Origin of the sequence: Dactylosporangium sp. NPDC049742 (assembly GCF_040674675.1) — a bacterium.
GTDB lineage: Bacteria > Actinomycetota > Actinomycetes > Mycobacteriales > Micromonosporaceae > Dactylosporangium > Dactylosporangium maewongense.
In genome coordinates this window covers 80,573-93,466 of sequence record NZ_JBFANF010000047.1, presented here as the reverse complement: position 1 = coordinate 93,466, position 12,894 = coordinate 80,573, and the positions used below count along the sequence as shown (strand labels likewise).

At 70.9% G+C, this 12,894-nt stretch carries 8 protein-coding genes and 5 tRNA genes; 9 read left to right on the top strand and 4 right to left on the bottom strand.

Annotation, left to right across the window (positions count from 1 at the left end; genetic code table 11):
- The 9 genes from AB0J72_RS41130 to AB0J72_RS41090 form a co-directional block, all read left to right on the top strand.
- The coding region (locus AB0J72_RS41130) for a chemotaxis protein CheW (protein ID WP_363409491.1) at positions 1 to 1,449 on the top strand (1,449 nt) is incomplete at its 5' end.
- Entirely contained in the window at positions 1,450 to 1,863 is a 414-nt protein-coding gene (locus AB0J72_RS41125) for a response regulator (protein ID WP_360573756.1), read from the top strand.
- Positions 1,864 to 1,941: 78 nt separating this feature from the next.
- Complete coding sequence (locus AB0J72_RS41120; RefSeq protein ID WP_363409488.1) at positions 1,942 to 2,562, top strand: hypothetical protein; 621 nt, start codon at positions 1,942 to 1,944, stop codon at positions 2,560 to 2,562.
- 427 nt (positions 2,563 to 2,989) lie between these two features.
- The gene (locus AB0J72_RS41115; RefSeq protein WP_363409485.1) at positions 2,990 to 3,433 is read left to right on the top strand and encodes an HNH endonuclease; all 444 of its coding nucleotides are present in this window, start codon (positions 2,990 to 2,992) and stop codon (positions 3,431 to 3,433) included.
- 46 nt (positions 3,434 to 3,479) lie between these two features.
- Positions 3,480 to 3,552 (top strand) — tRNA-Ala (locus tag AB0J72_RS41110).
- Positions 3,553 to 3,574: 22 nt separating this feature from the next.
- Positions 3,575 to 3,647: transfer RNA gene (locus AB0J72_RS41105), tRNA-Leu, on the top strand.
- A 4-nt stretch (positions 3,648 to 3,651) separates the two neighbouring features.
- Positions 3,652 to 3,737, top strand: a tRNA-Ser gene (locus tag AB0J72_RS41100).
- An 11-nt stretch (positions 3,738 to 3,748) separates the two neighbouring features.
- Positions 3,749 to 3,823, top strand: a tRNA-Arg gene (locus tag AB0J72_RS41095).
- Positions 3,824 to 3,835: 12 nt separating this feature from the next.
- Positions 3,836 to 3,921: transfer RNA gene (locus AB0J72_RS41090), tRNA-Ser, on the top strand.
- Here AB0J72_RS41090 and AB0J72_RS41085 read toward each other — a convergent pair.
- The 4 genes from AB0J72_RS41085 to AB0J72_RS41070 all read right to left on the bottom strand — a co-directional run bounded on the left by AB0J72_RS41085 (position 3,887) and on the right by AB0J72_RS41070 (position 12,808).
- Positions 3,887 to 4,045 carry a hypothetical protein gene (locus AB0J72_RS41085; RefSeq protein WP_363409483.1) on the bottom strand — a complete coding sequence of 53 codons (159 nt, stop codon included), beginning with the start codon at positions 4,043 to 4,045 and terminating at the stop codon, positions 3,887 to 3,889. The genes AB0J72_RS41090 and AB0J72_RS41085 overlap by 35 nt on opposite strands.
- Before the next feature lie 70 nt (positions 4,046 to 4,115).
- Positions 4,116 to 4,997 (bottom strand): glycosyltransferase family 2 protein, encoded by an 882-nt coding sequence (locus AB0J72_RS41080; protein ID WP_363409480.1) that lies wholly within the window; start codon positions 4,995 to 4,997, stop codon positions 4,116 to 4,118.
- A 113-nt stretch (positions 4,998 to 5,110) separates the two neighbouring features.
- A complete protein-coding gene (locus AB0J72_RS41075) occupies positions 5,111 to 7,921 on the bottom strand; it encodes a hypothetical protein (RefSeq protein WP_363409477.1) in 2,811 nt (936 codons plus the stop codon).
- 3,483 nt (positions 7,922 to 11,404) lie between these two features.
- Positions 11,405 to 12,808: an MFS transporter gene (locus tag AB0J72_RS41070; RefSeq protein WP_363409474.1), complete on the bottom strand. Its 1,404-nt coding sequence runs from the start codon at positions 12,806 to 12,808 to the stop codon at positions 11,405 to 11,407.
- Positions 12,809 to 12,894 lie beyond the last annotated feature (86 nt).

The following is a 12,894-nucleotide window of genomic DNA, read 5'->3' as shown; positions in this document are numbered from 1 at the left end:
TCGACGTTCGGTAAGCAGATCCGTTTGGCGCAGGAGGGTAAGGAGACCGAGCTGGACCGGTCCCTCCTGGAGGCGGTGAAGGATCCGTTGACGCACCTGGTCCGTAACGCTGTCGATCACGGTATCGAGAACCCTGAGGAGCGGGTCGCGGCTGGGAAGAACCCTGAGGGGACGCTGACGTTGCGGGCGTATCACGAGGGTGGGCATGTGATCGTCGAGGTGCGTGATGACGGGTCGGGGATCGATCCGGACAAGATCGCGCGGATCGCGGTGGAGAAGGGTCTCGTGTCGCGGGATCAGTTGGCGGCGATGGATCGTCGGGAGATTCTGGCGTTGGTGTTCCGGCCGGGGTTCTCCACGGCGAAGGCGGTCACGAACGTGTCCGGTCGTGGTGTGGGTATGGATGTGGTGAAGACCAACATCGAGCGCATCGGTGGTGCGGTCGACGTCGACTCGGTGGTGGGTAAGGGCACCACCTGGCGTCTCACGATCCCGTTGACCCTCGCCATCATCCAGGCGCTGACCATCGAGTGCGGCGAGGAACGCTACGTCATCCCCCAGGTGGCGGTCCACGAACTGGTGTACCTCGACGGCCAGTCCGGCAGGGTCGTCGAGCACGCCATGGGAGCGCAGGTGTACCGCCTCAGGGGCAAGCTCCTCCCCCTGGTGTACCTGGACGACACCCTCGGCCTGCCCCGCGAGGGCGAGCACGACAAGGACGTCTACGTGGCGGTGCTGCAGGCGGAGGGCAAGCGCTTCGGGCTGGTGGTGGACCGGGTGCTCAACACCGAAGAGGTGGTGGTCAAGCCGCTCACGTCCAGGTTCAAGGACATCGGCACGTACGCGGGCGCCACGCTCCTCGGCGACGGCCGCGTCGCGCTGATCCTCGACGTCGCGTCCCTGGCCAGGCGCGCCCAGCTCGCCGCCGGCGTCGAGTCCGGCGACGCCGACACGTCGGTCCGGCGCGGCGGCGCGGACGGCGGCGGCCGCCTGCTCATCGCGGGTGTCGGTGACCGGCGGGTCGCGATCCCCCTGGACATGGTCACGCGCCTGGAGGAGTTCCCAGTGGAGCGGATCGAGCGGACCGGGAGCCGGGAGGTCGTGCAGTACCGCGACCAGATCCTTCCCGTGCTGCGGCTGTCGCACATGCTCGGCGCGTACGAGACGGAGTCCGGGCCGACCGTGCCGGTCGTGGTCTACACCGAGAACGGCCGGTCCGTCGCTCTCGCCGTGGAGAAGATCCTCGACATCGTCGAGGAAGGCCTCGACGACTCCCGCCGCGACTTCGGCGACGACGGCCTGCTCGGCTCCGCCGTCATCCAGCAACGCGTCACCGAGCTCCTCGACGTCCGCCGCGCCATCCTCGCCGCCGACCCCCTCTTCCACACGAAGATCGACACGACCACGGACCCGTACGAAACCACCACCTACCAACCTGTCGGAGTCTGAATGGACACGAAGCTCGCCATGGTCATCGACGACTCGCGTGCCATGCGGGGCATCCTCAAACGGATCCTGCTGCCGCTGGGCTTCGAGGTCCGCGAGGCCACCAACGGCAAGGACGCCCTCGACCAGATCTGGGACCACGACCTGCAACCCGGGCTCGCCCTGATCGACTGGAACATGCCGGAGATGAACGGCCTCGAGTTCGTGATGGCGGTCCGCAAGCAGAAGCACCTGCGCCAGATGACCCTGATGATGGTGACGACCGAGAGCGAGCACGGGCAGATCGTGCGCGCCCTCGCCGCCGGCGCCCACGAGTACGTCATCAAACCCTTCACGGCAGAGGCGATCGTCGAAAAGCTGAGCTACCTCGGCGTGCTGCCGCAGATCCCGACGCTGGAGGCGGCCAGCAACGGGTGACATGGTTGACCTGAAACGCGCTCGTCTTGGTCCGATAAGCGACGGAAGAACACCACAAGGCGTCGTACCGTGCGACACATGACGATCGACTTTCCGCGCGGCTGGTGGGGCACGGACCTGGGCAGCGCCCGGGCGAGCATGGGTACATACGAGCTGTACCCCACCGAGAGCCTGCCGGTAGTGGACCAGTCACGCTTCGACGGCACGTTCAGCTGGCTGGTCCCGGACGCGCCGCACGACCCGCTGCGGGCCATGGACGTCGGCGCCCTCGCCACGCACGTCGAGCTGCCGGCCGCGTTCAAACGCTTCATGAGCAGCCAGGTCCTCATGGACGCCATCCCGTCCTGCACCGGCTGCGACTTCGACCTGGCGCCCCGCCCCGTCCCGAGCCCGGTCGAGCCCTCGGCGCAGCTCGTGCGGTTCCTGCGCGACCAGCAGGACGCGGTCATCTGGTACCTGTACCTGCGACCCGGCACCGAACCGTTCGTGATCGCCTCGCCGTGGCTGCTGGAGATCGTCGGCCTGGAAGAGGTCGACCCCGAGGCCCTCGTCGCCAACATGGTCCACGCCGCCGAGGGCTTCGAGCAGTTCATCCACCGGTTCTGGCTGGAGAACTCGCTGTGGTTCAGCGTCAACGAGGGTGACGAGTCCACCGACGAGATGGACCTGTACCTCGCGCACTACACGGCCGCCGCCTGAGCCGAATTCCGGCGCCGCCGATTAACTGGTTGCCGCGGCGGCGCCGGGGTCGTATCTTTGAATACATCAACGAGCCACACACCAAGATCCACAGAGACCGAGAAGGGAGACCGCAAATGGCAGAGCGCATCGAGTTGTCGGCGTCACGCGGTCGATCCCGCGCGGCCCGAGCCCGGCGTGACATGCTGCTCAGCGGCCTGTCGGCCAGTCTTCTCCTGCCCGGACGGTGGCGAGGATAGGGTTTCCCCCTCCTCTTCCGCCGCCCGCGACAATGGGCGGCTTTTTTGTGCCCGAATACAATTCGCCGGGGTAGCCCAATCGGTAGAGGCGTCCCGCTCAAAATGGGATCAGTGCGGGTTCGAATCCCGCTCACGGCACGCAAGATCGTTTGGTATCAGTTGGGAAGAAACAAGCGAAGGGAGGCCCGGTGACCGCGGTTCTCGTTCTCAACGCCGACCTCGGACCCCTGCACCGGGTCACCCTCCGTCATGCGGTGCGCATGCTGCTGCGTGAGGTTGCCGTGGTGCACGAGTCCGAGCCCGACCGGCTCATCGGGGTCTACCCGATGCCGAAGGTCGTCCGGCTCGTGTCCTACGTCGTCACGCGCTGGCGCTTCGGCAGCGGGCCCGCGTGGTCCCGCGCCGGTGTCCACGCCCGTGACGGCCGTCGCTGCGGCTACTGCGGCAAGGACGCCACCACCATCGACCACATCCTGCCCCGGTCCCGGGGCGGGCGGAACACCTGGAAGAACACCGTTGCGGCCTGCATGGTCTGCAACCAGCGCAAGGGCGACCGCACCCCCGCCGAAGCGGGCATGGTGCTGCGACTCCAGCCGTCGGTTCCGACCTGGCACGCACTCGCCCAGCGCTGACCCGTGTGGCCCGGCGGGGCCCTGCTACCTCCCCGCCGGGCCACACGGGCCTGTAGCTCATCAGGAAGAGCGCCGCTCCTGCACAGCGGAGGCGACCGGTTCGAGCCCGGTCGGGTCCACGCACCACCGCACCACACCCGTGCCCGGGTGGCCCAACGGTAGAGGCGCCTGATTCAGGGTCAGGAGGTTGGAGGTTCGAATCCTCTTCCGGGTACTGAGGAAAGTTGGCCGAGAGGTAAGGCTGCGGCTTGCTAAGCCGTCGACGGGGGACGACCCCGCGGGGGTTCGATCCCCTCACTTTCCGCGCACCACCACGCCCTTGTAGCTCAGCGGAACGAGAGCACTTCGCTACGAACGAAGAGGCCGGGGGTTCGAATCCCTCCGAGGGCACGTCACAGCACTGGAGAGGCCAGCCGATTGGTGCCGGCACCCGTCTCGAAAACGGCGTTGGGTTCACGCCCGTGTGGGTTCGACTCCCACCCTCTCCGCCTTCGCCCCCCACAGGCGGCGGTGCCACCGCGCCGCGGCGCGGGCCAGCTGCCGCTCCGCCTCGCGCTGCCGGTCCTCGGTCATGGTGTTCGCCTGCCAGAGCAGGTGGCTGGAGTGGATCAACGCGGGTCTCCTTCGTCGTGTCCGGCCTTGCACTGGATACGACGAAGCCGCCCTCGCGATGTCTACATGGTCAGCGGCCGAGTGCGTACTTTGTGAGCACGCCCACACTGCTGCCGCTGCGCTGCTTCGCGGCCGCCGGCACCATCGTCAGTGCGTGGATGCGCGACGACAGGCGCCAGCGGGCCGCCCTGGCCGCCCGGTGCCATCCGTGCGCGTCCATCCGGCCCGCCGCGGCGAGGAAGAAGTCCCGGGCCTCGCTGAACCGCCCGCCCGTCACCGCGGACGACGACGACAGGCTGGAGCCGTGCCGCCGGTACCGGAACGACACCACGTCCGTCGCGACGAGCGTGCCGCCCCGGGTCACCAGCTCGAGGATGAGCGCGAGGTCCTGGATCACCTTCAGCGACTGGTCGAAGCCGACCGCCTGCACCTGCGACGTGCGCCAGCACAGCGACGGGAAGTACAGCCAGTTGCCGCGCAGCAGGCTCACCGCGAGCTCCTCGCCCGACATGACCACGGTGCCGTCGATCTTCGGCGCGTACACCCGGCGCTTCGTCGAGTCGGCGAGCGTCCGCACCACCTCGCCGCGCGCGTCGATCACCTCGACGCCGGGCTGGATCAGCACCGCGTCGGGATGCGCGTCGACGAGCGCGTGCACCGACGCGACGTAGTTGGGCAGCATCACGTCGTCACAGCCCATGATGACCATGAACGGCTCGGTGGCGAGGTCGACGCACTGCTGGAAGTTGCCGGTGACACCCAGGTTCGTGGGGTTTCGCCGGTACGTGACGCGCTCGTGCCCCAATGCGGCGAACCACTCGGGGATGCCTTCGGTCCTGCTGTCGTCCAGGACGGTCAGCTGCCACCGGTCGTCGGTCTGCGCGATGACGCTGTTGACGGCGAGCTTCAGCAGCTCCACGTCGCCGTAGTGCGGCAGCATGATGTCGAGCACCCGGCCGATCCTAGTCGGCCCCGGCCCGGCGGCGAAAACGGCGGCGGCCCGGCCTCTTCCGAGACCGGGCCGCTGTCGCGTCGTTTGCCTGGCGGGTTTGCCAAACGGTTTGCCTAGCGGGCGCGTCGGGGGCCGGCGGGTGGCTGGCCGGCGGCCGCGCGGCGCGCCGTGGCCTCGTCCGTCGCCGAGCCCGGCGAGTCCTCGTCCCACGCCTTCGCGCGGCGGATCTCGTCGAAGAACCCGAGCAGGCGGTCGAGCTCCTGCGTGCTGGTCTTGTCGTCCGCGCGGGTGGCCTTCGCCTTCTTGCCGTGCGAGCGGATCTCCCGGCCCGCGCGGATCGACGCCGTGTCCTCGGCGCCGGCCGCGTCCTCGGCCTCGTCGTGCGCGGGCATCCGCTGGACCGGCGCGCGCTGCCCGGGCGGCGTCGGCAGGTCGAAGTGGTGCTCGTCGTAGTTCGGGGCGTCGAAGCGGTACCCGTCGTTGGCCGGGCGGCCCGCGTCGTAGGCCTGGGTGTCGTACGGCTGCTGCTCGCGGTGGTACGTCCGCGGCGGCGCCACGTTCAGCTCAGGGTGGGTGCCGTTGGGTGCGCCGCGGTAGCCCTCGGGCGCGACCGGGGGGAACGCGGTGGTGCTGTCGCCCCGCCCGTTGCCGAACCCGGGACCGCGCCCCTGCTGGCCCGGGTACTGCTGACCGGGGCGGGACTGGCCGGGGTGCGTCTGACCGGGGTGCTGCGGGCCCGGGTGCTGCGGCTGGCCCAGGTGCCCCTGGCCCATGTGCGGCGGCTGGCCGGGCTGCGGCCCGAAGCCGCCGGGGACGTGCTGGCCGTTGGTCCCGTTCGGGTTCAGCGGCGCGAACGCCCCCGTCGGCGGCTCGACCGGCGCGAACGCCCCGGTCCGCGGGTCGTGCCCGTTGCGCGGGTCGGCGCCGTTGCGGTGGTCCATCCCGTTGCGAAGGTCGCTGCCGTTGCGCGGGTCCGCTCCGGTACGAGGGTCGGCCCCGTTGCGTAGTTCAGCCCCAGTGCGGTGGTCCGCCCCGTTGCGAAGGTCAGCCCCGTTCCGGTGGTCCGCCCCGTTGCGGGGATCAGCGCCGTTGCGAAGGTCGCTGCCGTTGCGCGGGTCCGCTCCGGTACGAGGGTCGCCGCCGTTGCGCAGGTCGGCCCCGTTGCGGAGGTCCGCTCCGTTGCGGAGGTCGGCTCCGTTGCGGAGGTCCGCTCCGTTGTGGGGGGCCGGGAACGCCGCGGTCCGCGGCTCCACCGGCGGGAACGCCCCCGACCGCGGCTCGACCGGGGCGAACGACCCGCTGGTCGGCTCGACCGGCGCGAAGCCACCCGTGCGCGGCTCGCGGCGGTCGGTGCTGGTGAGCGGCTCGAAGGAGCCGGTGCGCTGGGGGTCGTAGACGGTGCGCCACGGGTCCTGCGGCTCGTCGCCGTCGAACGAGGCGTGCGCCGGCCGCGACACCGTCGGGTGCGCGCCGGACGGGTGCCCGTTGGCGGGCCGGCCGTTGACCAGGAACGGTCCGTCGGGCCGTTGCCCGCTGGGCGCCGCCGCGGGGAACGAACCCGTCGCCGACCCGACCGCCGGGAACGAGCCGCTCGTCGTCGGCGGGGCGACGAGCTCGACCTCACCGGGCTCCGGCAGCGAGTCCCGCAGCGCGGTCGCGAGGATGAACACGTTCGGCGCGGCCCCGCGCGGCACGGCCAGATAGGCCCGCTTGCGCGCGTCGACCGGGAGCTTCTCCAGTACGTCGGCCATCGTGTGACCAGGGGGCGGCAGCTCCGCGGCGTGCGGGGCGCCCACGATGATCGCGCAGCGGTTGACGTCGACCGGCAGGCCGCGGATCCAGTCCGCGGGGTCGGTCAGGTGCTCGGGACGGATCCACAGGCCGGCCTGGACGACCTCCAGGACCCAGCCGCCGCCGAGCGTGAACGTGGCCGCGCCCGCCGGCGTGTCGAGCACGTCGGGGCACGGGTTGACCCAGTCGACCGGCCGCGGCGCACCGGTGCGCGGCGCGTGCCACAGCTCCCGGGCGAACGTCCGCCAGCGGGGGAGGCCCTTCTGGTCGATCGTGACGACCGCGCGCTGCCCGGCGGGCGCGCACAGCGGCAGACCGGTGCGCACGTGCACGGCGCGGCCCAGCACGTCGGCGACGACCGGTCCGACGGGGCCGTCGAGGAGGGGTTGCTGCCCGTACGGCGTGAAGACACACCGATCGGCGGCGAGCGCCGGAATGACGGAGACGGCCTGCATGAGCTCGTCGCGGTGCAGGGGCTCCTCATTCGGGTGCGACAGGATCATCGCCGGGTGCGAGTGGTCCGTCGGCACCGAGTACGCGAGGTCCGTGACACTGCCGACCCGGCGGCGGTGCAGCCACAGGCCGGCGGGGATCTGGTCGAGCACCAGGTCGCCGGGCAGCTCGGGCACCTCGCCGAGGTCCTGTTCCCAGTGCGGCGCGGGGAACCGCCAGCCGACCCGCTGCGGCTGCGCACCCGTCCGGAACCGCCAGAACCCGCCCGGCCGGTGCTCCCCACGCCCGATCGGCGCGAACAGTGACCCGCCCGGCACACCCAGCAGCGGCCCCGCCGCCGCGATGACGTCGATCCCGAGCCGCATGGCGATCATGTGCGCCGCGGCCGGCCGCTCGTTGGTGGCGCACGCGCCGTCCCACGCGACGAACCGCATCGCCGTGAACCCGCGGGGAAGCCCGTTGGCCAGGACCTCGGCCAGCTCCTCGACCATCGCGGGCTGCAGCTTGACGGTGTGCGAGCTGATGACCACCGCACACTCGGTGGAGCCGTGCGGCGACACGACCAGCGCCGCCGCGCCCGGGCTGGGCTCGTCGCCCGAATGGACGACCGCACCCGCGCCGAGCCAGGAAACCTTCATGCCGGGCCAGTGCCGCAGCCGAACCTGCATCGCCGTGCTCATGCGAACCTCACACGATCTGCTGACCCGGCGGATGGCGATGCCACAGAGCGCATCGCAGCCTGATCGTCCGGCGCGCTTGCTGCAAGCGGGCAGCAGATAGTCAAGATCGCCCTCCGTCGGGTGTGCCACGAGCGGTGCGATGCGGAGGGGGTTCCACACCGATGACCGCATGGCGGCTCTGGCGGATCGTACCGCGCTGAGTGACGGACGCAACCATCTCGTTTGTCGCCGGACCCGTTGGATATGCCCGACAGTGGGGTGTATCTGGGCGGATTCACCCCGATTGATGACGAGTTTTCCGGAGAGTTGCCCGTGCCGGCGGTCCCACCGCGACGAATACGTTCCGTGACTGCCGCAGTCCTTGCGGTGATCGCCCCCGTCGCTGTTCTCACTGCCAGCAAAACCTCTCCTATCGGTCGATCCGGACAGGACCCATCGATCGGCCCCACTCCTGGATACCCGTAGATCGGGCTTCCGTCCTGTGTGCCACAGCCGGTCAACCCGCCCGACTTGACGCCCCACACCCACTCTGAACAGCCATTACTCCTCCCGTCCAGCCCTGCGCCCCCATCTCGCCGGGTGACGAAGTACACGTCGTCCTCCTCTGTCGATCTAGAAGCCACCCCGAATCGCATTCACGCAGCGACGCCCACCGATCCCTATGCCTCTTCCCGCCCCCACCTTTCTCCGTGCTGTATTGCCCCCGAAGACCGCACCTTGCAACCTGCACGGCCACGCCCGACCCACCCGCCTGACCGGCCGCAACCCCCCGTTCGCCCGCCCGTCGCCGCCCGTTCGGCCAGCGCCGCCCCCACCCATTTCCCGCCCCCGGCAAATAGGAAGCCCAGCGCCCTTCGGACCCCACCCACCCCCGTTCCACACCGCTCGATTCCCACCACCCCACACCCCCGAAACGGTCCCCTTCCGGACAATCCCGCCGCCTCCCGGACTGCCTCGCCCTGCGCGGCCCGGCCCTCGCCGCCATCCACCCCCCGTCCGGTCACGCCCCCCTCCCGCCAGCGGCACGCTCGGTGATCCACCCCGCGAACCACGCCCGAAACGTGCCAACACAAAGATTTAACGGACCCCCCTCCCACCCGATAAACCCCAAACCAGCACGATCCACACCTTCCCCCCGCCCTCCCGACCCACCACAACACTCAACGCCCCACCCCCGAATCAGACGCCCCCCACGCCACACCAACCTCCACCCACCCTTGATCGAGTAGCAGTTCCGGCCACCATGACGACCAGATCCGCGACTCGATCAACACGACCCGACCGACACCGCCCCGGACCGGAATACCCACACGCGTACACCACCACCAGCACACCGAACGGCAGACCTCTCAGGCAAAGAACCGCACGATCGAAGGACCCCCCTGGCCACTCGGACAGCCACCAGACGACTTCGATCAACAACCACCCGGCAACAGCGCTGACCACACCACCACCGCGACCAGCGCCCCCAGCGACAGCACCAACGACGCCCAGACCAGCACCGACATCGCCCCCCAGCCGCCAGGCCAGCGGTGCACGCCGGAGCCGCGAGGCAACCCGGACCAGCAACCCGAGCCGTCACACCAACGCAACGCTGCGTTGCTGGCCGCCGAAGCGGCTGCCACGGTCACAACGGCGACGCTTGGAGCAGCGACGACAGCCGGAGGAGAGGGGCAGCAGCGGCGGAGCTGTTCAGGACGGTGGCGATGGCCGGGGGCGGTGCTGTGGGAGGTGGCGGTGCTGACTGGAGTTCAGATCAGCGGACGTAACCTCGGCGGCCGCAGTCGTCGCGCTAGCGGGGCGCCGCAGTGCTGGCCGCAGAAGCGGCTGTCGCGAGCGCAACGGCGGCGGTTGGAGCAGCGACGGCAGCCGGAGTGGTGGCGCCAGCGGTGGACCTGTTCGGGTCGGCGGCTGGGGCGGTGGTGCTGGCGGGAGGAGCGGTGCTGGCTGGAGCGGGAGGTGCGGGAGCCGTCCGGATCTGCGTCCGGTAGCCGGGGTTGCGGTGCTCATTGGAAGTAGCGGTGCTGGCTGGAGCTGGAGTGGCGGGCTGCCCGGATCGACGGACGCGACCTTGGCGGCTGGAGTGTGTCGCGCTGATGGACCGCCGCAGCGTCACCTGCAGGAAGCGGCTGGAGCGGGCAGCGGTGGCGGCGGTCGGGGTAGCGGTGCTGGCTGGGGTGGAGCGGCAGGGCTGCTCGGATCAGCGGATGTGACCTCGGTGCCGGATCCGTCGCGCAAGTGGGGCGCCGCGACGCTGGCTGCAGAAGCGGCTGTAGTGGGAGCGGCGGTGGCGGTTGTCTTGGCGGCGGTGCTGGCGGGAAGCGGCGGTGGCGGCTGGGGCCGCAGAGCCACCCGGTCAGCGGTCGGAGCTGTCGTGCTGGCGGGATGCCGCTGGGCTGGCTGGAGTGGGAGCGGTAGCAGCAGCCGGGGCGCGGGAGTAGGAGTAGCCGCAGAAGGAGGAGCGGCAGCCGGAGCAACGGTGGAGGCGGGAAGCGGTAGCGGCCGGGGTTGCTCGGACAGTGGACGCGACCTTGAGGGCCGGAGGCGCCGCGTTAGGGGGTGCCGCAGTGTTGGCTGCCGAGGTGGCTGTCGTGGGAAAGCGGCGACGGTTGGAGCAGTGGTTGGGGGTGGTGGGGCTGGAGCTGTGGTGGGGCAGAAGTGGAAGCGGTCGGGGTTGCTTGGACAGCGGACGCGATCCCTCGGAGGTCGGAGTCGTGTTGGTGGGAGTGCCGCGGTGCTGACTGGAATGGGAGCAGGGGTGGCGGCAGCAGCCGGAGTGGTGGGCGCGGCGGCTGGGGCAGGGGTCAGAGGCGGGATTGGGAGCGGCGGGGCTGCTCGGACAGCGGATGCGGCCTCGGAGGCCGGAGGCGTCGAGTTCATGGGGGTGCCGCGGTGGTTGGCTGCCGAGGTGGCTGTTGTGGGAGCGGGGGTGGCGGTTGACCGGCGGTAACAGCCGGAACGCGGGAGTTGGGGCTAGCAGTCGGAGCAGTCGTGGGTGCTGTGGTGCTGGCTGCTGCCGAGGTGGCGGTTGGGGCGGCGGCAGCAGCAGGAGCCGCGGGACCGGGGGTAGCCCGGGGAAGTTGGGACAACTGCCTGAGCCGTGGTGGAGGTGGGAGCGGGAGCGATGGGGCAGCCCGGGGAGTGCCGCGGTGCTGGCTGGAATGGGAGCAGCGGTGGTAGCAGCCGGAGTCCTGGGCGCGGCGACTGGAGGCGGGAGTGGAGCGGCGGGGCTGCTCTGACAGCGGGATGCGACCTCGGAGTCCGGAGTCGTCGTGTAGGTGGTGCCGCGGTGTTGGCCGCAGAGGTGGCTGGGGTGGGAGCAGGGGTGGCGGTTAAGCGGCAGCAGCCGGAGCCGCGGGAGCAGGACCAGCCGGAGAGTAGGGGTAGCCGCCGGAGCCGCAGTGGGAGGCGGGAAGTGGGCGGAGGCTGGAGCGGGAGGTTGCTCGGACGGCGGACGCGACCCAGGAGGGCGGAGGCGTCGTGTCAGTGGGATGCCGCGGTGCTGGCTGCCGAGGCGGCGGCCGTCGTGGGAGCAGCTGTGGCGGCGGGGGTGGTCGTGGGGGCGGTGGTGGTGAGAGGAGAAGGCGTTGGGGTGAGGGTGGAGGGCTTTGCGGTGGTCGCAGTCGCGGTCGCGGGTGAGGGCTCGGACGCGGGTCCGGGTGGGGACTCGGACGCCGGGCCGGGTGAGGGCTCGGGTGCGGGTGAGGGCGCCGGGGTGTGGGTGTGGCGCAGGGTGAGTAGGACGGCGGTGATGAGGAGGCCGACGGTGCCGACCGCGGCGAAGCCCCAGCCCGGAGAGCCGCGGTCGATCGCCCAGCCGGCGAGCGGGGAGCCGACGGCCAGGCCGACCGTCAAGGAGGAGCCGTGCCAGCCCATGGCCTCGCCGCGGGCGGCTGAGGGGACGAGGCGGCTCACGAGGTCGGTGCTGGCGCTGAGGGTGGGGGCGCAGAGGGCGCCGGCCGGCAGGAGGGCGACGGTGAGCAGCCACCAGCGGTCGCCGACCAGGCCGAGGGGGATCGTGAAGAGGCTGAGGCCGCCGATGAGGGCGACCAGCGGCACCGCGCGCGTCAGTGCGCCATACACGAAGCCGCCGATCAGCGAATAGATGCCCCACGCGGCGAGGAGGGCGCCGATGAGCTGGACCTTGCCCGCCTCGCGGAGCATGGCGACGATGCCGAGGTCGGTGCCGGCCAGGACCATCGTCGTGGCGGCCGCGGCGGCGCAGACCGCGAGGAAACGGGGCGTGAGCCAGTCGCGGCGGCGCAGTGGCGCGGCGGTGGCGCCCTCGGAGGAGGCCTCGTCGGCGGGGGCGTGGACGGGCGGGTCGGTCAGGAAGAGGGCCAGGCCGGCGAGGACGAGGAAGCCGCCGATCGACCACATGGTGACGCGGCCGGAGAGGCTGCTCATGAGCAGCACGGCGAGCGGCGGGCCGGCCATGAACGACAGCTCGACCGACATCGAGTCCAGCGCGTAGGCCTGGCGGCGCTGGTCGGCGGGGACGAGTGCGGCCAGTGACTGGCGGACCACGGAGAACACCGGCAGGGAGAACACGCCGGCGACGAAGGCGCCGACCAGCAGCGCGGGATAGGACAGTGACGGCGCCACCAGCCAGAAGACGGCCTCGCACGCGGTGGTGACGACCAGCATCGGGCGCAGGCCCTTACGATCGACGAAGCGGCCGTTGAGCGGGCCGCCGATCGCGGTGCCGACGGTGAGGGCGGCACCGACCAGACCGGCGGCGCCCCAGCCGCGGTGGAGGTCCTGCGCCACGTGCAGCGTCATCGTGACCCCGATGGCGGTGATCGGGATCCGGGCCAGCAGCGCCAGCACCATGAGCGACCGCACCCCAGGAAGAGCGAGGACGTGACGGTACGGGTCGAGGCGCATGGGGCAATCATGTCGTGGGGGTATGACAAGAAACGAGCGAGTTACCGCCACGAGCGCACAGAAGGTAACGAAGAACACGTCACGGG